This is a genomic window from Parasaccharibacter sp. TMW2.1890 (assembly GCF_023337645.1).
Lineage (GTDB): Bacteria > Pseudomonadota > Alphaproteobacteria > Acetobacterales > Acetobacteraceae > Bombella > Bombella apis.
In genome coordinates this window covers 204,552-223,797 of sequence record NZ_NWUV01000001.1, presented here as the reverse complement: position 1 = coordinate 223,797, position 19,246 = coordinate 204,552, and the positions used below count along the sequence as shown (strand labels likewise).

17 protein-coding genes are annotated in these 19,246 nt (G+C 61.5%); 3 read left to right on the top strand and 14 right to left on the bottom strand.

Annotated elements, in window-relative coordinates; all coding sequences use genetic code 11:
• Positions 1-159: 159 nt before the first annotated feature.
• From ftsH to secA, 14 genes are all read right to left on the bottom strand, one after another.
• On the bottom strand, positions 160-2,046 hold the full coding sequence (ftsH, locus tag CPA54_RS01015) for an ATP-dependent zinc metalloprotease FtsH (RefSeq protein WP_043560846.1): 1,887 nt from the start codon (positions 2,044-2,046) through the stop codon (positions 160-162).
• A 149-nt stretch (positions 2,047-2,195) separates the two neighbouring features.
• Complete coding sequence (tilS, locus tag CPA54_RS01010; protein WP_249085388.1) at positions 2,196-3,485, bottom strand: tRNA lysidine(34) synthetase TilS; 1,290 nt, start codon at positions 3,483-3,485, stop codon at positions 2,196-2,198.
• 5 nt (positions 3,486-3,490) lie between these two features.
• The gene (locus CPA54_RS01005; protein ID WP_249085387.1) at positions 3,491-4,435 is read right to left on the bottom strand and encodes a tol-pal system YbgF family protein; all 945 of its coding nucleotides are present in this window, start codon (positions 4,433-4,435) and stop codon (positions 3,491-3,493) included.
• Positions 4,436-4,567: 132 nt separating this feature from the next.
• Positions 4,568-5,050, bottom strand: a complete 483-nt coding sequence (gene pal / locus CPA54_RS01000; RefSeq protein WP_043560851.1) for a peptidoglycan-associated lipoprotein Pal — start codon at positions 5,048-5,050, stop codon at positions 4,568-4,570.
• A 151-nt stretch (positions 5,051-5,201) separates the two neighbouring features.
• Complete coding sequence (gene tolB / locus CPA54_RS00995) at positions 5,202-6,569, bottom strand: Tol-Pal system beta propeller repeat protein TolB (protein WP_249085386.1); 1,368 nt, start codon at positions 6,567-6,569, stop codon at positions 5,202-5,204.
• A 25-nt stretch (positions 6,570-6,594) separates the two neighbouring features.
• Positions 6,595-7,620, bottom strand: a complete 1,026-nt coding sequence (locus tag CPA54_RS00990; RefSeq protein WP_052349152.1) for a hypothetical protein — start codon at positions 7,618-7,620, stop codon at positions 6,595-6,597.
• A gap of 11 nt (positions 7,621-7,631) precedes the next feature.
• Positions 7,632-8,066 (bottom strand): protein TolR, encoded by a 435-nt coding sequence (gene tolR, locus CPA54_RS00985; protein WP_043560856.1) that lies wholly within the window; start codon positions 8,064-8,066, stop codon positions 7,632-7,634.
• 5 nt (positions 8,067-8,071) lie between these two features.
• On the bottom strand, positions 8,072-8,803 hold the full coding sequence (gene tolQ / locus CPA54_RS00980; RefSeq protein WP_043560857.1) for a protein TolQ: 732 nt from the start codon (positions 8,801-8,803) through the stop codon (positions 8,072-8,074).
• Positions 8,804-8,930: 127 nt separating this feature from the next.
• A complete protein-coding gene (locus CPA54_RS00975) occupies positions 8,931-9,365 on the bottom strand; it encodes a YbgC/FadM family acyl-CoA thioesterase (RefSeq protein WP_043560860.1) in 435 nt (144 codons plus the stop codon).
• 24 nt (positions 9,366-9,389) lie between these two features.
• Positions 9,390-10,439: a Holliday junction branch migration DNA helicase RuvB gene (gene ruvB / locus CPA54_RS00970; RefSeq protein WP_373364562.1), complete on the bottom strand. Its 1,050-nt coding sequence runs from the start codon at positions 10,437-10,439 to the stop codon at positions 9,390-9,392.
• A 29-nt stretch (positions 10,440-10,468) separates the two neighbouring features.
• Positions 10,469-11,107 carry a Holliday junction branch migration protein RuvA gene (ruvA, locus tag CPA54_RS00965; RefSeq protein ID WP_249085385.1) on the bottom strand — a complete coding sequence of 213 codons (639 nt, stop codon included), beginning with the start codon at positions 11,105-11,107 and terminating at the stop codon, positions 10,469-10,471.
• Positions 11,104-11,610: a crossover junction endodeoxyribonuclease RuvC gene (gene ruvC / locus CPA54_RS00960; protein ID WP_043560866.1), complete on the bottom strand. Its 507-nt coding sequence runs from the start codon at positions 11,608-11,610 to the stop codon at positions 11,104-11,106. Before ruvC ends, ruvA begins: the two co-directional genes overlap by 4 nt.
• Complete coding sequence (locus CPA54_RS00955; RefSeq protein ID WP_043560868.1) at positions 11,607-12,356, bottom strand: YebC/PmpR family DNA-binding transcriptional regulator; 750 nt, start codon at positions 12,354-12,356, stop codon at positions 11,607-11,609. Before CPA54_RS00955 ends, ruvC begins: the two co-directional genes overlap by 4 nt.
• Before the next feature lie 101 nt (positions 12,357-12,457).
• On the bottom strand, positions 12,458-15,115 hold the full coding sequence (secA, locus tag CPA54_RS00950) for a preprotein translocase subunit SecA (RefSeq protein ID WP_043560873.1): 2,658 nt from the start codon (positions 15,113-15,115) through the stop codon (positions 12,458-12,460).
• Positions 15,116-15,443: 328 nt separating this feature from the next.
• Here secA and CPA54_RS00945 point away from each other — a divergent pair, with 328 nt between their 5' ends.
• From CPA54_RS00945 to CPA54_RS00935, 3 genes are all read left to right on the top strand, one after another.
• Complete coding sequence (locus CPA54_RS00945) at positions 15,444-16,397, top strand: peptidylprolyl isomerase (RefSeq protein ID WP_227431380.1); 954 nt, start codon at positions 15,444-15,446, stop codon at positions 16,395-16,397.
• A gap of 3 nt (positions 16,398-16,400) precedes the next feature.
• On the top strand, positions 16,401-17,636 hold the full coding sequence (argJ, locus tag CPA54_RS00940) for a bifunctional glutamate N-acetyltransferase/amino-acid acetyltransferase ArgJ (protein WP_192847991.1): 1,236 nt from the start codon (positions 16,401-16,403) through the stop codon (positions 17,634-17,636).
• Positions 17,637-17,870: 234 nt separating this feature from the next.
• Entirely contained in the window at positions 17,871-19,133 is a 1,263-nt protein-coding gene (locus tag CPA54_RS00935; protein WP_249085384.1) for an NAD(P)/FAD-dependent oxidoreductase, read from the top strand.
• Positions 19,134-19,246: the final 113 nt, after the last annotated feature.

The following is a 19,246-nucleotide window of genomic DNA, read 5'->3' as shown; positions in this document are numbered from 1 at the left end:
GCCAACAGCTGACAGGGCTTGCCTTCCTGCACCAGATGCTCCCTGCAATGCCAGCCATTCCCCCGATACGCAAGCCTTTCATAAACAGAACGGGCGCATGGCCAGTGCTGCCATGCGCCCGTCATCCCTGTCAGTCAGACCAGAATAGCCTCAGCCCGATCAGGCCGGCTGGGAGGCCACTTCTCCCCCACTGGCAGCGCCCGACATGGCACCGGAAGATGGCACCGACGGACGACGCCCATTGAAGGAATATTCCTCCTCTTCTTCCTTGCCCAGCGGTTCCCCCCGGATGACCTTTTTCACTTCCTCGCCCGTCAGCGTCTCATATTCCACCAGCGCCGCAGCAAGGGCATGAAGGGCATCAATATGGGTCAGAAGAGTATGCTTGCACTGGCCATATGCCTGATCGATCAGCTTGCGGACTTCCTGGTCGATCTCACGACCTGTCTGGCCGGAAATCTGACTCCTGTCCGTGCAGTCCACCATGCCGATAAGCTCGCTCATGCCGATCTGTGCCACCATGGACCGGGCTGTGCTGGTCGCCTGGCTGATGTCGGAGGCCGCACCGCTGGTCACGGCATCATGACCATAAATGATCTCCTCCGCCACACGCCCGGCCACGGCCACGACGATGCGGGCATAGGCCTCCCGACGGGATATGACATCAGGGTCCTTGTCCGGCAGGCTCATCACCATGCCAAGAGTCCGCCCACGAGGCACGATCGTAGCCTTGTGGATGGGGGTTGTCCCCGGGGTCAGCACGGAAGCAATGGCATGGCCAGCCTCGTGATAGGCTGTCATGCGCTTTTCTTCCTCCTCAATGACGGCAGACCGGCGCTCGGCACCCATCCATATCTTGTCCCGGGCCTCCTCAAACTGGGCCATGGAGACGACCTTCCTGTTCTGCCGTGCCGCAAACAGGGCGGCCTCATTGACAAGATTGGCCAGTTCCGCACCCGAAAAACCGGGCGTGCCCCGTGCAATCACCCTTGGGTTGACATCCGCAGACAGGGGCAGCTTCTTCAGATGAACCTGAAGAATCTTTTCACGCCCCAGCATGTCCGGGTTGGGCACGACGACCTGCCGGTCGAACCGGCCCGGACGCAGCAGAGCCTGATCCAGCACATCGGGACGGTTGGTCGCTGCAATGAGGATGACCCCCTCGTTACTGTCGAAACCATCCATCTCCACAAGCATCTGGTTCAGTGTCTGCTCACGTTCATCATTGCCACCTCCCAGACCAGCACCACGCTGGCGGCCTACGGCGTCGATCTCATCGATGAAGATGATGCAGGGCGCATTCTTCTTCCCCTGTTCGAACATGTCACGGACACGGGATGCACCAACACCGACGAACATCTCGACAAAATCGGATCCGGAAACGCTGAAGAACGGCACATTGGCCTCGCCAGCCACGGCACGGGCCAGCAGGGTCTTCCCTGTACCGGGAGGACCAACCAGCAGAACACCCTTGGGCAGGCGTCCCCCCAGACGGGTGAATTTATGCGGGTCCTTGAGGAAGTCGACAATCTCGACAAGGTCTTCCTTGGCTTCATCCACCCCGGCCACGTCAGCAAAGGTGACGCGCCCCTTCTTCTCCACCATCATCTTGGCACGGGACTTGCCGAAGCTCATCGCCCCCCGCCCGGCCCCGCCATTCTGCATCTGGCGAAAGACCATGAAGCCCAGGCCCAGCATCAGGATGATCGGCAGATAAGCCGCAATGTAACGAAGAACGGGATTATCATCACTCTGGGGCGGGTGGGCAGTCACCTCAACTCCAGCTGCCGTCAGCCGGGACACCATCGAGGGGTCGGACGGAGCATAGGTCTCGAACGACGTACCATTGGTCAGCACGCCGGAAATGTTCTGCTCCCGGATGGTAACGGACCGGACCTCATGACGCTCCACATCATGCACGAAGTCAGAATAGGCGATCTTCTGAACGGCCTGTCGGCTGCCCCCAGGCTGGAATGCCGCCAACATGCCGATGACCGCCAGGACGATGACCACCCAGATCGCAACATTACGGCCAATGTTTTTCATCTCTTCAAAAACCTCACAAATCGGGACGCACAGGCCGGGCCGGCGTCACACTCAGTGCCTTCAAGATAGGTATTTCTGGCAGCGTTCCCACCCCCATCAGGCCAAAATGGATGAAAAACCCTGATTCCGCCTCATTCGCACGGCCTGTTTCATCCCGTCCAGTCCCGTTCCCCTGTCAGGGGCGTTCCCCCATCCCAGACAAAAGTCACACGGGGCAGGTCGGGCCGCAGCCCTCTCATGCCCTCTGGAACTGCAACAGGTTCACCCCCAACCCACAGGGCAGGCAGAGCGGGCAGAACACAGGCCGGAACGGCCCGCCCCGCCCGCTGCCACGGTCCCAGAGCCGCCACGACCGCATCCGCATGATCAGGCCCCAGATACCGCCAGCGCCCGTCCCAGCACTGCCCATGCCGGGCCGGACGCTTTTCCGTCAGGTTCCGGGCCTCGCGGTACAGCATCCAGCCTGTTTCCCGCGCCCGGAGAGGATGCAGGCAGACCCGCCCCAGAGAGCCTTTTCCAGCCCGCCGCAGGGCCACAACAGCCTGACGGGAAGGCACATAATCCTGCCCCCCCACAAGGCGGATCAGCCGCCCCAGCAATTCATCCTCCAGCAACGGCTCCGTGTCATGATCCTCACCGCCCCCCAGCTGAAGAATTTCCGGTGCAAGTTTCAGCCATCCTTCCGGCTGCCAGGCTACCCCACAGGCCATGAGAGCCGCCAGCCGATCCTCAACCCTCTTCTGTCTGGCACAGGCACCCTGCCTTAGAACATGCATCGCCCGCCGCCCGGCATCTGTCAGATCCTGCCGGACTTCCACACGGCGGAAACGGCGGTTCTGATTTGATGGGTCCTCACACCAGGACACCCCAGCGGTGCGCAGCGTCATTTTCAGCCGTTCCGGCCGAATCCCCAATAACGGCCTCAGCAGAGTGATCCGCCCCCGCACAGTCCGGGCCGCCATGCCACACAATCCCCGGGGTCCACTGCCCCGCTCCTGACGCATCCAGAGTGTTTCCTCCTGGTCCGCCTCATGATGCGCCACCAGCAGAACGGAGCCTCCAGCGTCGATACAGGCACTTTCCAGAACACCGAAACGGGCTTCTCTGGCCCGGTTCTGTATCCCGCCGGGTCTGAGAGGGGCCAACGTGAGCTGCCGTGCCGGAATATCCAGTTCCGCAAGACGCTGGCAGGTCAGAGCAGCTTCCCCGGCCGATTCAGGCCGCAGGGCATGATCCACGACCAGCGCCAGAACATGGCGCCTCCACCCCCGGGCCAGCAGGGCCAATGCCATGGAATCGCCCCCACCAGACACGGCGATGCAGAGTGGATGCGCCGCCTCATCCGGCCCCACAGGACCGATCCGGGACATGATGTCAGAAAACTCACCGGGCGTGACGGGCCTCACCCCATCTTTATCCAGCTCCGTCGTCCCCACCATGCTCCTTAATGACAGCCTGCCCGCTCGCTGAAAATTTTCTCGGACGACTTCACCCGGGCCGAAGCATTGGGGAATTCCTTGTGCAGCCGTTGCAGGGCCTCGCAGGATGCCGTCCTGTTGCCCAGTGCCAGCATGGACGCCGAAACACCCAGCAGGGCCTCTGGTGCCCGTGGGGAATCAGGCGAATGGCTGTACACATCGTAGTAGGTCAGTGCGGCATTCTTGTAGGATTTCTGCCCGGCCAGCGACTGCGCCAGCAGATACTGGGCCTCCGTGCGGCTCCAGCCTGTCTTGCTCTGCTTGAGGGCCTGCCGGGCCTGTGTCTCCGCAGCCTCATACTGATGGGCCTTCAGGGCCGCACGACCTGCCTTGAGGGTATCGGCCACGGAAGTTGCCTGTGGCGTTGCCGGCGGCGGCGCTACGACCGCCGCCGGGGCTGATGCCGCCGCTTCCCCGGCTTCGGGAGCCGGACGGGACGCAGCATGATGACCATTCTCGAGGGCAAACTGCATGTCCCCCATCTGCTTCGCCACCGCAGCCTCATCCTGATGAAGCTGATTGCTCATCTGCTCCATCTGGCCATGCATCTCCCGCACTTGGCTCTCCAGAGAATTCACACGCTCCAGCAGATTGGCCACAAGATCGCCTCCGCTACGCCCTGATGAAACACCCGAAGACCGGTTGCTGTCATCACCGCTGGATGTCGGAAGGGGAGCGGAAAGATCCTCACCCTGCTCATCAACACTGCCCACACCATCACCCAGGCCACCACCATCATGCTGACGGGCCAGTGCCTGATGCTGCCGCATGATGGCCTCGCGGGAGAGACCATCCTCCGCCCATGCCGAAGCAAATGCTGCGCTTGCCGTGCAGGAGAGCAGCACGGCCCCCAGCGCACTTTTCAGAATGGCTGAAACAGGCCCCAGAACAGGCCGAGCAGAATGACCCATGATCTCATCTCCCAACGGACAGGCAATCATCACACATAAAAAAAATCGGGCCGGTTTCCTCAACCGGCCCGACCTTTCCCGGAAAGGGCATCATCTGCCCCTTCCTACAGGTTTCCCGGAACCGGGCCTGCTTTAACGGACAGACGTAATGGCGTTACGGTTCTGTGCCCATGCTTCCGGCGTATCACCATCAGCCGTCGGCCGGTCCTTACCATAAGAGATCGTCATGATACGGGACGGCGCCACACCCTTGGCCTCCAGATACTCACGGGCGGCATTGGCACGACGCTGACCCAGAGCAATGTTATACTCCTCGGTGCCACGGTCGTCACAGTTGCCAGCCACCAGGATGTTGACCTGCGGGTAACGGGCAAGCCAGGCAGCCTGCTTGTCCAGCGTGGCACGGCCTTCGCTGTTGAGCTGGTTCTTGTTCAGCTCGAAATAGACGCGGTCCCCGGCAGTGGCGACCAGATCAGCCTGGCTGCCCGGAACGGGACCCTGGCTCATCTGCTGCATGTTCTGCCCATCGCCATTGTTGTCGTGGTCCTTGTGGTTACCACTACAGGCGGTCAGAGCGCAGGCCATGCCCAGCACGGCGAACATCTTCAACTTCATGACAATCTCCTGCAAAAAGATGCACCCCAGTAGATGGGGAGTTTTTCACCCACCTGCAAGACGCAGATGGGGAAAGGCGGCTGGCAGCCCGAAGGCCACCGATGCCATGGAAGCACAAGGTCTCCCATGGCCAGAAAAACATTCCCTGCGCTCAGCGCCGCAGCGGCGACCAGGCCGGGTCAGAAGCCCCGGTCGTAGTAGGAATGATATGCTCATTGAAGCCTGCCACGTCAATCACGGCGATGGAAGAGCTGAAGCCCGCTCCCCCAGCCCCTGCCGCATTCTGGCGACAGAATGCCAGCGCACGGCCATTGGGAGCAAAGCTTGGGCTTTCCACCGTGAAGCCCTGTGTCAGAGACCGCTCACCAACGCCATCCGGCCCCATCACGCCAAGGGTGAACCCCCCTGAACCAATGCGGACAAAAGCGATCTGGTCCCCTCTTGGTGACCACACGGGCGAGCCATAGTGACCATGGCCGTAGGAAATGCGCCGGGCATCCCCACCATTGACGCTCATCACGTAAAGTTGTGGCGAACCGCCACGGTCAGAGTTGAAGACGATGTTCTGGCCATCCGGGCTGAAGCACGGGCTGGTATCAATCACACCCGGGGCCGATGTCAGACGACGCCGATGCTGGGTCGCCAGATCAATCAGGTACAGATCCGCCCCGCCATCCCTTGTCGTGGCGGACAGGATGATGCTCCGCCCATCAGGAGAAAAGCGGGGAGCGAAAGAGATCCCCTCGAACGTGCCCAGAATGGTCTGCTGTCCCGTATTGAGGTCATAGACATACACACGGGGCCGATTGTTGGCATAGGACAGAAATGCCAGCTGCTCGCTGATCGGGCTGAAGCGGGGTTCCAGCGTCAGCCAGCTGCCATTGGTCAGCATGTGGGCATTGGCCCCATCCTGATCCATGATGGCCAGACGGGTGGACTGATGCCGCCGGGGACCTGTACGGGAAATATAGGCGATGCGGGTATCGAAATAACCATCCTCACCCAACAGGCGCTTGTAGATGGCATCCGCAATGATGTGTGCAATGCGGCGCCAGTTGCTCTGGGAGGCCGTATAGGCCCGACCTTCCATCTGCTGGCCCGCCACAACGTCCCAAAGGCGCATCTCGACCCGCACGCTGTCAGACCCGGCGGCACTGCCAGCCACGGCCACACGGGCCCCACGGCCCTTCAGTGCCGAGAAATCCGGCTGAACGGAAGCCGGTACCGTTCCCCCCATGACCTGGAAAAGCCCTGTGCTGGACAGGTCGGCCGAAATGACGCCAGAAATCTGGTTCCCCAGCCCCGGCCCGAAATCAGGAATCACGATGGGAATGGGGGCCTGATGGGCGCCAGCGACCGTGATCTCTGCCGGAGCGCTGTCACCTGCTGCCCGGGCCGTCCCGCCCAGAAGAGCCAGCGGCGTGACAAGCACACCACCGGCGGCAGCACCGCCCAGAAGGGAGCGGCGGGACAGATGCCGCTGGAGGATGCCGGCTTCGGTATCAGAAAAAAACGACATGAAACAACCTCAGATAAATCCAGCCTCAGGGCTTGAACAGAAAACGGAACTGCCGCACCTGCCCCAGCAGGCGCTTCGGCACGGGCAGGCGGGAACAGGTTGGACTCAACACGGCATCCCTCGCCCGCTCGGCCTGGACCCGATAGGTCGGATCCGCTGCCATACGGGCACGGGTCTCCGGCAGAAATGTGACCATGCGGGCCTCGCCGGAGGCATCCACCGTCACCATCATGCGGGCAGAGAAATTCTGGTAATTCCGGGCCAGCGTATCCTCCTGGTAGCAGCGCTGCACGGACGACCCGATGGCATTCTGCTCACCACTTGTCAGCGCCCCGGTATCGCCATCAGGACGGCCACCACCACGGGGTGACCCACCCTGCGCCTGATTGGGCATCGCCTTGGGCGGGCGCTCCTGCTTCTCCTGGCTCCGGTACTCATCCAGCGTGGCCAGCAGGGAGCGGCTGTCCTCCTGCGTTTTTTTGGCCTCATGCTCCTGCTGGGTATGGGAGAGCTGCGGCTTGGCAGGGGGCTTTTCCACCTTGTGATCCGGCGCCTTGACCTGTGCCTGCTTATGCACGGGCTCCGGCTTCGGCTTTGCCTGTTCACTCACCTCACCCTTTTCCTGCACGGGAGCACGCTGCTGGACCGGCGTTTTCACCGCCACATGGGACGGTTCCGGCGCAGCCTGTACAGGCCGGGGTGGTGGCGGAGCGGGCGGAGGTGGCTCAACCGGCTTCGGCTTGGGCGGCTGTGGCGCCGGTGGGGCCTTTGTCTCCGTAGGTGCCTGCGGCGCCGGAACCTCGGCCTTGTGAGAAGACCGGGCCGCTGGCCGGGCCCCGCCGGTCGTCTCATACACCATGGTGACCGTCTGCTCGTCCGGCTGAGGTTCCGGCAGCGGTGGCTGTGGATGCCAGAGCAGAAAGCCCAGCACTCCCCCATGCAGCAGCAGGGAAGCCAGCACCCCGCCCGTCACCAGGCTGGACTGCTTCCTTTCCCGCCGCTGATAGGGCGGTGGTGTTTCGTCAAACGGTGATGACGCAGAGAGGCTCACACAGTCTCTCCTTACTGGCCGCCCTGCGGCTGCTGTGCCAGCAGGGCAACATGCGTGAAGCCGCCAGATGTGATCTGCCCCATCGTGCTCATCACCTTGCCATAGTCGATATGGGCATCGGCCCGCACAAAGATGCGACGGCCAGGATCATCGCTTGCCATCTGCTTCAGCCGTGTCACGAGGTCATCCCCACTGACAGGGTCATCCCCCAGATACAGGCTGCCGTCGCTCTTGATGGATACCGTAATGGGCTTGTCGTCCGAGTTGACCGGCTTGGCGCTTGTCTGCGGCAGATCGACATTCACACCGCTGGTCAGCATCGGTGCCGTCACCATGAAGATGATGAGCAGCACGAGCATGACATCCACCAGCGGGGTGACATTGATGCCAGCTTCAGGCTGGCTCCGCCGCCTGCCCCTGCGTCCACTGCGTGATGAAGCCTCCATGATGCTCAGCCCCTCCCGCTGCCGCGCTCTTCGGACTGGCGGGAGAGGATGGCTGCAAACTCGGTCCCGAAGCCTTCCATCCGCTCAGCAAAATTGTCCACGCTACGGCTGATGAGGTTGTAGGCCACATAGGCCGGGATGGCCGTGAGCAGACCGATGGCCGTCGCAAACAGGGCCTCGGAAATGCCCGGTGCCACGACGGAGAGGTTCGTATTGTGCATGGAAGCGATGGAGCTGAATGCGTGCATGATACCCCAGACCGTCCCGAACAGCCCGACAAACGGAGCTACCGGGCCGATGGTGGCCAGCATGACGAGGTAGCGGCTCAGACGTTCGGTCTCACGAGCGACCGTAATGCTGATGGCCCGGTCGATGCGCTCGGACGTACCCCCATGAATCACGTCAATGCCCGCAATACGGGAGGACCGACGCCACTCCCCCATCGCCGCCCCGAAAACGGCAGCCATCGGATGGACAGGCCGGGCACCCTCGCTGTCATAAAGATCATCCAGAGACCCGCCGGACCAGAATCTGTCCTCAAACCCCGTGGCCTCGCGATTGACCCGGCGAAGGAGAAGCACCTTCTCCACAATCACCGCCCACACAAAAATGCTGCACAGCACCAGCCCGATCATGACCAGCTGCACAGCCAGCGAAGCATTCAGGAACAGATGAAAGGGCGAAAGCCCCGCTGCCCCGGCAGCACCCAGAGCACTCGAATTCACAGCCTGATCCACTCCGCTTTCTCCTGTTTTCTATGGTTCTGTTGGATAAAGGACTACTGCCCCATGTTGCGGCAGGATGCTCCTTTTTCAATGGCACAGGACGCAGAAAGAGCAAACATCTTTATCTTTAAATCTTTTGTCAGGCGGAACGTTCTTCCGGCACCGTCAGTCCTGAGAGTTTTTCCCTGTAGGATGCCGGAAGACGCAAGGGGCTCATGCCAGCCAGCTTCAGGCAGGCCAGTTCCACCTCAATCACCACTGACTTCTGCCCCTCACGGGAAAGATTGGTGATGACCTGCCGCAGATTCAGCCGGGCTCCCGACATCTGAAGCAGCACCGTCTCCACATCCATCAGTTCATCCAGCCGCAGGGGCGCATGATACCGGATACCCAGCTGCCTGACGACAAAACCGATTCCATCCTGTTCTGCCATCTCTCCGACGCCAAGCCCAAGGCTGCGCAAGGCCTCGGCCCGGGCCCGTTCGGCAAAACCCAGATACCGGGCATGATAAACGATGCCCCCTGCATCTGTATCCTCATAATAGATACGGAACTGACAGTGATGTGCCGCCATGCTGTTCTCCCCCGATGACGGCCCCTACAGGAACCGTGGTGCCAGATTGTCTGATGGCGGTGTGAGACCGAGATAACGCCAGCCCGGTTCACCCAGCATCCGCCCCCGTGAGGTCCGCAGGACGAGCCCTTCCTGTATCAGATAGGGTTCCACGACGTCCTCCAGCGTATCACGGGCTTCTGCCAAAGCTGCTGCCAGAGTTTCCACCCCTACTGGGCCACCCCTGTGATGCTCGGCAATGCGGCGCAGATAGCGCCTGTCCATCGCATCAAGACCATGACTGTCCACCTCCAGCCGGGAGAGGGCTGCATCTGCCAGCGCACGGTCAACAATCTCTTTCTTCGCCACAAGCGCAAAGTCCCGCACGCGGCGCAGCAGCCTTCCGGCAATGCGCGGCGTCCCTCGGGAACGGCGGGCAATTTCCTCGGCTCCTTCATCTGTCAGGGCCATGCCCAGCTTCCCCGCCCCCCGGCTGACGATCTGCCGCAATTCATCAGGCGTATAGAACACCAGACGCAACGGAATGCCGAACCGGTCCCGCAATGGTGTGGCCAGCAGGCCGGACCGTGTCGTGGCTGCCACGAGCGTGAAAGGCGCCAGATCAATCCGCACGGAACGGGCCGCGGGGCCTTCCCCGATGACGAGGTCCAGCTGGAAGTCCTCCATCGCCGGATAGAGGATTTCCTCAATCGCTGGCTGAAGACGATGAATCTCATCAATGAACAGCACATCACGAGGCTGAAGATTTGTCAGGATGGCCGCAAGGTCTCCAGCCCGCTGGATCACCGGCCCGGACGTGGCACGAAAGCCCACGCCAAGCTCACGGGAGACGATCTGCGCAAGAGTCGTCTTTCCCAGCCCCGGCGGGCCATGCAGCAGGACGTGGTCCAGCGCATCACCCCGTTTGCGGGCTGCCTCGATGAAGATGGAGAGATTTTCCCGACTGGCTTTCTGGCCCGTAAAGTCGGCCAGGGTCTGCGGCCGCAGGGTGGCATCGGCCACATCCTCCGGCTGGCGTGTGGCATCCGTCTCCGGCGCACGGCCGGGCGGCATATCTGGCACAAACTGGTTCATCGGCCCCGTTCTTTCCCTCTACCCTCTGCCTACCGGGCCAGTTCCTTGAGAGCAAGACGGATGATGACATCCAGCCCTTCCCCAACGTGGTCTCCAATGAGACGGCTGATGATGGGCCAGCTTTCAGCCCGACGGAAGCCCAGCCCTTCCAGCGCCATGAGGGCATCCTGCTCCAGCCCGGCACTGCCATGCAGGCTGGTACCGATGGCTGCTCCGCCCCCCCCAGCACTCATGGACGTCCCACTCATGCTGGCAGGAGCCGGCATTTTGGCCACTTTGCTCCTGAGCTCCGTCAGGAGGCGGACTGCCAGCTTGGGGCCAACCCCGGCAGCCTGCGTAAAGGCTGTCCTGTCCTCAGCATGGACAGCCTGCCAGAGCAGACTGGGGCGGCTAACTGACAGAATGGCCAGAGCCACACGGGCCCCTACACCCTGAACGGTCGTAAGAAGACGGAACCATGCCTGCTCATCCGCCTCCGCAAAACCAAAAAGCTGGATGGCATCTTCCCGCACAACCGTTTCCACCAGTACACGGGCGACTTCCGGCGGGCGGGGCAGCAGCCCCAGCGTATGGCTGGAGGCTGAGACAACATACCCCACCCCATTCACATCAATGAGGCAGTGATCACCATCGATATGAGAGACAAGGCCTGTCAGCTGTCCGATCATGCCATGCGTACTCCTGCGGCTACATGCCGGGCACTGGCCCGATGATGGGCATGGCAGATGGCGATAGCCAGTGCATCGGACGCATCAGCCCGCCGGACCTCCGCCCCCGGCAACAGACGGCGGACCATCATGCTGACCTGCTCCTTCGTGGCCGCCCCCGTACCAACCACAGCCCGCTTCACAGCCATGGCCCCATATTCATGCACGCTCAGCCCGGCAAGGGCGGGCACAAGCAGGGCCACGCCACGGGCATAGCCCAGCTTGAGCGTGGAGGAGCCGTTGCGGTTCACATAGGTTTCCTCAACGGCAGCTTCTGCAGGACCATACTGCTGGATGAGCCTCATCAGCCCCTCATGCAGGTCGCACAGACGGCGGGGAACGTCATCACCACTCTGGGTCGCCAGCACACCGTCAGCCACATGGCGCAGGCGGTTCCCCTCCACATCCACGATACCCCAGCCCATGAAACGCAGGCCGGGGTCGATCCCCATGAGACGGATCAAGCTGCCAGAGCCTCGGCCACCTCATCAGGGAGGTCGAAATTGGCATAGACGGCCTGCACATCGTCATTCTCCTCAAGCACGTCAATCAGCTTGAGAACGGAGCGGGCCTGATCCTCATCCAGCGTGACGGTCGTCTGCGGACGCCAGTCCAGCTTGGCGGAACGGGGTTCGCCAAAACGGCCTTCCAGCGCATCACGCACGCTCATCAGGGCCTCCATGGCCGTGGTGATTTCGTGGCCGTCTTCCGTGGTCTCCACGTTATCAGCCCCGGCTTCAATGGCGGCTTCCAGCATGTCATCCTCAGAAGCAGCATCCTGCGGATAGGTGATCACGCCGATATGGTCAAAGCCAAAGGACACGGAATTGGTTTCTCCCATGGAACCACCATGCTTGGAGAAAGCCGCCCGGACTTCGGAGGCCGTACGGTTGCGGTTATCGGTCAGCCCCTCGATGATGATGGCCACACCAGCCGGACCGTAGCCCTCATAACGGACGGCCACATAATCCTCACCACCACCGGCACCGCTGGCCTTCTTGATGGCACGCTCGACCGTATCCTTGGGCATGTTGACCTCACGGGCTGCCGTGATGGCAGCACGCAGGCGGGGGTTCATGGCCGGGTCTGGCATGCCGGACCGTGTGGCCACCGTGATCTCACGGATGACCTTGGCAAACTGCTTGGCGCGCTTGGCATCCTGCGCACCTTTGCGGTGCATGATGTTCTTGAACTGTGAATGTCCTGCCATGGACCTTACTTCTCCCAAAACAATGTTGAAACACCCATTACCATGCACCAGCACACCGTGCATCAGAAGGGGCTGCCCCCAGCAGGAAGCAGCCCGCCTTCTCAGATCATCCTGCCGTGGCAGTGCTTGAATTTCTGCCCGGACCCGCAGGGACAGGGAGCATTGCGGGGGACCTCATTGAGCCAGCGGGCCAGCGTGGCCGTATCCAGCGCCTCCTCATCAGCGGGACCATCCTCCTCCATGAAGGCAGTCGGCCCCGGCGGCATGGACGGTGCCTCGCTGACAGGCTGGACATGCCCGACAGACTGCACGACACGCAGCCGCAGGTCCTCCAGCATGTATGTGAACATCTGGAAGGCTTCCTGCTTGTACTCGTTCAGCGGGTCACGCTGGGCATAAGCCCGCAGGCCGATCCCCTGACGCATCTGGTCCAGCCCGTGCAGATGTTCTTTCCATGCCGCATCGAATGATGTCAGAAGAATATGCTTCTCGATCAACCGCATCATTTCCGGGCCAACAGTCGCTGAACGGGCTGCATGGGCCTTCGTGGCTGTTTCTTCGATGCGGTCGATCAGATGCTCCTCATCCATGCCATCTTCTTTTGCCCAGTCGGCAATCGGCATGTCCAGATTCAGGATGCGATGCAGCTCACCAGCAAGGCCATCCACATCCCAGGCCTCCACAAAGGAATTCTCCGGAATATGGGCATGGACGAGCTCTTCAATCACCTTCCCCCGCATCTCGGCAATCACGCCAGACACATCGGCGGATGCCATATATTCACGGCGCTGGGCATAGACCTCCTTGCGCTGTGCATTCATGACATCATCGTATTTCAGCGTGTTCTTGCGCATGTCGAAGTTGCGGGCCTCGACCTTCTTCTGCGCCTTTTCCAGCGCACGGTTCAGCCACGGATGCACGATGGCCTCACCCCGCTTGAGACCCATCTTCTGCATCATCGCCCCCATGCGGTCGGAGCCGAAAATGCGGATGAGGTCATCCTGAAGGGAAAGGAAAAAGCGGGAATTGCCCGGGTCACCCTGACGGCCAGACCGCCCACGCAGCTGGTTGTCCACCCGGCGGCTCTCATGCCGCTCCGTCCCGATGACATACAGCCCACCAAGCTCGTGCACCCGCTTGTGGTCAACGGCCACCTGCGCCCGGACCTGTTCCGCAATGGCAGCCCGCTCAGCTTCATCCTCAATACCGGCAGTCTTTTCAGCCACCAGCATCTCGACATTGCCACCGAGCTTGATGTCCGTACCACGCCCTGCCATGTTCGTGGCGATGGTGATGGCACCCGGCGCACCGGCCTGCGCGATAATGCTGGCCTCACGCTCATGATGCCGGGCATTCAGCACATTATGCGGAATACGCTTCTGCCGCAGCAGGTGTGACAGAACCTCGCTCTGCTCGATGGAGGCCGTACCGACAAGAATGGGCTGGCCTGTCTCATGCACCTTGCGGACGAGTTCAGCCACGGCCTCATATTTCTCTTCCGCCGTGAGATAGACCTCGTCATCCGCATCCTTGCGGCGCACGGGCAGATTGGTCGGAATCTCCACGACCTGAAGATTGTAGATCTCGGCGAATTCATCAGCTTCCGTCATGGCCGTGCCGGTCATGCCAGCCAGCTTGGGATAGAGACGGAAATAATTCTGGAAAGTGATGGAGGCCAGCGTCTGATTTTCCTGCTGGATTTCCACACCTTCCTTGGCTTCCAGCGCCTGATGCAGGCCATCAGAGTACCGGCGGCCATCCATCATGCGGCCCGTGAACTCGTCAATCAGCATCACCTTGTCGTCACGGACGATATAATCGACATCCCTCGTAAAAAGCGTCCGGGCCCGCAGGGACTGCTGGACATGATGGACAACCGAGACGTTGTGGAGGTCATACAGACCGCCTTCACGCAGCAGGCCCGCCTCCTGAAGCAGCTCCTCGACACGGTCGGAGCCTTTTTCCGTCAGCGTGACAGTACGCAGCTTCTCATCCTTGTCATAAACATCCGGCTCTTTCACCAGCCGGGCAATCACGGCATCCACATGGCGATAAAGGTCGGAGCTGTCATCCGCCGGACCGGAAATGATGAGCGGCGTACGGGCCTCATCAATGAGGATGCTGTCCACCTCATCGACAATGGCAAAGCTGAAGGCACGCTGGACCATTTCATCCAGCGAATACTTCATGTTGTCCCGCAGATAGTCGAAGCCGAACTCGTTGTTCGTGCCGTATGTGATGTCCGCTCCATAGGCCGCACGGCGCTGGTCGTCCGTCAGGTTCGGGATGATCACGCCGGTGGTCAGGCCAAGGAAGCCGTAGAGGCGGGACATTTCCTCAGCGTCACGCTTCGCCAGATAATCATTGACGGTAACAACATGCACGCCCTTGCCAGACAAGGCATTCAGATAGACAGCCAGGGTCCCGACAAGGGTCTTGCCCTCACCCGTCCGCATCTCGGCAATCCGCCCATCATGCAGGACCATGCCCCCGATGAGCTGCACATCAAAATGACGCATCCCCAGCACACGGCGGGAGGCCTCACGACAGACAGCAAAGGCCTCGTCCAGAAGATCATCAAGGGAGGCACCCTCAGCCAGACGCTGGCGGAATTCCGCAGTTTTACCCTTCAGTTCATCATCCGTGAGAGCCTGCATCTGCGGCTCCAGAGCATTGATCTCCGGCACGCGCCGCTGATACTTCTTGAGTGAGCGGTCGTTGGAGTGGCCGAAGAGGGCGCGAGCAAGGCGTGAAAGCATGAGTTACCCTGAAAATTTTGCCACCAGCAACCATGTGCGCCCCTCTCCCCTGTGGGAAACAAAGAAACGCCCGCTGCGGATGGTCACAACGCTTTTCATATCATGTCCGACATAAGGGCCCTCGTCATCATGGTCAATGGGAAAGCCCCCGTCCGGCTTCCGGACGCAGCGCAATTCTCCGCTTTTTCCCCTGTCAGGCCCCAGCAGCCCAACCTGACGTCCGTACCAACATAAAATATAGGCAATACTTCGCCTTTCCGGCACCAAAGCCCTTGCTAGGGCAGGCAGGCTTTGTCATGGTGAAAGGGCTGAGTTTTAACAGATCGAAATGATGAGGTCTTACATGCGGCTTTCCCGCTCTCTTCTCCTGTGCACGGCCCTTATCGGGGGTGTCTCCTCTTCTGCCTCGCTGACAGCGCAGGCCGTGGCCGCCGACGCCCAGCCGGCCCCCGCCGCACAGCCGCAGGCCAAGCCCGCAGCAGACCCGAACATGCTGCTCGCCACCGTGAATGACCAGAAGATCACCCTGGGCGATGTCCAGCGCGCTGCTGCCACCCTGCCGCCGGAGGCGCGCCAGCTCCAGCCGGCCGTCATCATTCCGCTCCTGATCAACCAGCTCATCGACCAGAAGGCCATCCAGCTCCAGGCGGACAAGGCCGGTCTGGCCAGCAAGCCGGCTGTCAAGGCTGCCATGGAAGCAGCAGCAAACAATGTGCTCCAGAATGCCTATCTGGAGGAGCAGGTTGCACCGAAGCTGACGGACGATGCCCTGAAGGCCTACTATCAGGAGCATTTCGCCTCCAAGAAGCCTGAGGAGGAAGTCCATGCCCGCCACATCCTCGTGGATAGCGAGGCCAAGGCTGAAGGGATCATCCGGCAGCTGAACAAGGGGGCCGACTTTGCCAAGCTGGCTGGCCGTCTCTCCACGGACAAGGCATCCGGCGGCACGAATGGTGGCGATCTTGGCTGGTTCAAGCGTGGGGACATGATCCCGGATTTCTCCAACGCCGCTTTTGCCATGAAGTCCGGCACCATCACCCAGAAGCCGGTCCATACCCAGTATGGCTGGCACGTGATCCAGGTTCTGGGGACCCGCACGGCCCCCGTGCCGAGCTTTGAGCAGGTGCGTGACCAGATCCGCCGCGACCTGATACGCCAGGAAGTCCGCAAGGTGGTGGAAGCTGCCGAGAAGCAGGCCCGAATCGTGCATTATGATGCCAAGGGCCAGCCCATCACCAGTGCACCGGCACCTGCCGCTGCCCCGGCACAGGCAACACACTGAGCCATGGCCAAACCATACCCCCGCTCCCCACTGGCACTCTCACTGCCCAAGCTGACCTCGATTGCCGGGGTGCGGCTCAGTGGTGTGGAGGCCAACATCCGCTACAGCGGGCGGACCGACCTCATGCTGGTCGAGTTCGCCCCTGGCACGACGGCCGCAGGTGTCTATACCCGCAATCTCTGCCCGGGGGCTCCCATCCCCTGGTGTCGCCGTGCGCTCGCCAGCACGCCCCATGCCCGGGCGCTGCTGGTGAACTCCGGCAATGCAAATGTCTTCACCGGTCGTGCCGGGGAAGAGGCCGTGGTAGCCTGTGCCGGAGAGGTCGCCCATCAGCTGGGCTGCCCTGTCGAGGATGTCTTCCTGGCCTCTACCGGGGTGATTGGCGAGACGCTTCCCTACAAGAAGATCCTCTCTGCCCTGCCCGCAGCCATTGAAGCCCTGCATGATGATGGATGGGAGGAAGCAGCCCGGGCCATCATGACCACGGACACCTTCCCCAAGGCGGCCCGTCGTGAAGTGAAGATCGGCAGCACAACGGTCTGCCTCCAGGGCATAGCCAAGGGGTCGGGCATGGTTGCGCCGGACATGGCCACCATGCTGGCCTACGTCGCCACAGATGCCTCCCTGCCCCAGCCGGTCCTTCAGGCCCTGCTGGAAGAAGGCGTGGGGCCGAGCTTCAACTCCATCACGGTGGACTCTGATACCTCTACATCCGACATGCTGATGCTTTTTGCCACCGGGCAGGCCGAGCATGAAGAGATCGGCAGTCATGAGGATGCCGCCCTGGCGGAATTCCGCACGGCCCTGAAGGACCTGCTCCATGAGCTGGCTCTGCTGGTCGTTCGTGATGGCGAGGGTGCCACCAAGCTGATCCGTGTCGATGTGCAGGAAGCTCAGGATGACGGGTCCGCCCGCAGGATCGCCATGGCCATTGCCAATTCTCCGCTGGTGAAAACCGCCATTGCCGGAGAGGATGCCAACTGGGGGCGTATTGTCATGGCCGTTGGCAAGAGTGGTGAGCCTGCCGACAGGGACCGCCTTTCCATTGCCATCGGGGACCACTGGGTGGCCAGCCAGGGCAGTGTGAAGGACCATGATGTCGAGGCGCTGAATGCCTACATGCGCCAGCAGGAGATCACGATCACGGCAGATCTGGGGCTTGGATCCGGCCGTGCGAGCGTCTGGACCTGTGATCTGACACACGGTTACATCGACATAAACGGCTCATACAGAAGCTGATACCGGGGGCGTTTCCGCCCGTATCCGGCAGGGTCAACCCCCAGTTGCGGACGGGGGCAGGCCCTGCCCCGGCAGGCACCGGTACCCCCCGGGGTGATAGGGGACCGGGACAATCAGAAAACAACATCGATGACCATGACAGGGCTTGTATATGGCAGGGCGGACCGCTAGAGCTCAGATATTGCTGCGCGTTCTGTTTGCGCCTGTCACGTCGGAAAAACGAGGAACGGTTCCATGTCCGCAAAGAAACATGTCGTCATTCTGGGAGGTGGTGTTGGCGGGCTGGAAGCCGCAACCCAGCTCAGCCACAACTCCCATGTCCGCATTACCCTGATTGATCAGAACGCCGTCCATATCTGGAAGCCTGTCCTGCATGAGCTGGCATCCGGCACGATCGGTCAGAAGGGCAACCTGTTCGCCTTCAATGAGCTTTCCAAACGTTTCGGCTTCTCCTTCATCCAGAGCACGCTGGACACCATCGACAGCACGACAAAGACGCTGAACCTGGAAAACGGGCAGGTCCTGAATTACGATCTGCTCATCGTGGCTCTAGGCTCCTGCGCAAACGACTTCGGCACGCCCGGGGCGAAAGAAAACTGCCTCTTCCTCAATACCCTGGCTGATGCCAACGCCATCCACGACCGTTTCCGTACGCTCATCGAGCGGGCGCAGCTGACAAACAAGCCTGTCCACCTGAACATTGTTGGGGGTGGTGCCACTGGGGTGCAGCTGGCTGCCGAGCTCTGCCAGGCCATCGACAGCACTCCCGGCCTTGGCCCCTCTGCCCGCAAAAGGCTGCTCAGGCCCACGCTGATCGAGGCGCAGGACAGACTGCTGCCGCCTTTCCCCGAGCAGGTTTCGGTCGAGGCCAAGGCCGAACTGGAGAAGCTGGGATTCGATGTCATCACCGGCGGCATGGTCAGTGAGGTCGGCTGCGGCTACATCGCCCTCAAGGATGGCCGGCGCATCGAGTCCGACTTCCCCATCTGGGCTGCTGGGGTGAAAGCCTGCGTGGCGACCTCCCTCCTGAAGAATCTTGAGCTCAGCCGCAGCGGGCAGATCATGGTCACCAACACGCTCCAGACCACGAAAGACCCGTCCATCTATGCCATCGGTGACTGCGCCCGCATGGAGGTCAACCCCACAGCCCCCACGGCGCAGGCTGCCCGGCAGGAAGGCCGTTATGTCGGCCGGGTTGCCATTCCCCGCCAGCTGGCTGGCAAGGCAGCGGTCCCATTCGTCTATAACGACCGTGGCGCCGTCGTGGCCCTGGGGCGGTACAATGCCTGGGGCATGTGGCCCTCCAAGAAGGGGTTCGGCGGCCATGGCTTTGGGGCCCAGCTGGCCCGCTTCATCCATGAAGGTCTGTTCCGCCAGCACCAGATGGGCATCAGCGGTCTTTTCCGTACCGTCTGCGCAGCCCTCGGCGAACGCTTCAAGCCCAACAATCCTGATCTGAACGGCAAGAAACCGTCAGCACAGCCGGAACAGGACTGAAGCGGCCCTTCCCCCCAACCCGGCAGCCCCCTTCACGGCAGGTGAAGGGGATTTGCCCTGCGGGGGCTCAAAAGGCCTGTACACTCCACCATCAAGGTTTCTCACCAGGACGG

Bases quoted from the DNA above. Each gene is read 5' to 3' on its own strand.
- ftsH (WP_043560846.1), bottom strand. From the start codon at position 2,046: ATGAAAAACATTGGCCGTAATGTTGCGATCTGGGTGGTCATCGTCCTG.
- tilS (WP_249085388.1), bottom strand. From the start codon at position 3,485: ATGGTGGGGACGACGGAGCTGGATAAAGATGGGGTGAGGCCCGTCACG.
- CPA54_RS01005 (WP_249085387.1), bottom strand. From the start codon at position 4,435: ATGGGTCATTCTGCTCGGCCTGTTCTGGGGCCTGTTTCAGCCATTCTG.
- pal (WP_043560851.1), bottom strand. From the start codon at position 5,050: ATGAAGTTGAAGATGTTCGCCGTGCTGGGCATGGCCTGCGCTCTGACC.
- tolB (WP_249085386.1), bottom strand. From the start codon at position 6,569: ATGTCGTTTTTTTCTGATACCGAAGCCGGCATCCTCCAGCGGCATCTG.
- tolR (WP_043560856.1), bottom strand. From the start codon at position 8,066: ATGGAGGCTTCATCACGCAGTGGACGCAGGGGCAGGCGGCGGAGCCAG.
- CPA54_RS00975 (WP_043560860.1), bottom strand. From the start codon at position 9,365: ATGGCGGCACATCACTGTCAGTTCCGTATCTATTATGAGGATACAGAT.
- ruvB (WP_373364562.1), bottom strand. From the start codon at position 10,439: ATGAACCAGTTTGTGCCAGATATGCCGCCCGGCCGTGCGCCGGAGACG.
- ruvA (WP_249085385.1), bottom strand. From the start codon at position 11,107: ATGATCGGACAGCTGACAGGCCTTGTCTCTCATATCGATGGTGATCAC.
- CPA54_RS00955 (WP_043560868.1), bottom strand. From the start codon at position 12,356: ATGGCAGGACATTCACAGTTCAAGAACATCATGCACCGCAAAGGTGCG.
- secA (WP_043560873.1), bottom strand. From the start codon at position 15,115: ATGCTTTCACGCCTTGCTCGCGCCCTCTTCGGCCACTCCAACGACCGC.
- CPA54_RS00945 (WP_227431380.1), top strand. From the start codon at position 15,444: ATGATGAGGTCTTACATGCGGCTTTCCCGCTCTCTTCTCCTGTGCACG.
- argJ (WP_192847991.1), top strand. From the start codon at position 16,401: ATGGCCAAACCATACCCCCGCTCCCCACTGGCACTCTCACTGCCCAAG.
- CPA54_RS00935 (WP_249085384.1), top strand. From the start codon at position 17,871: ATGTCCGCAAAGAAACATGTCGTCATTCTGGGAGGTGGTGTTGGCGGG.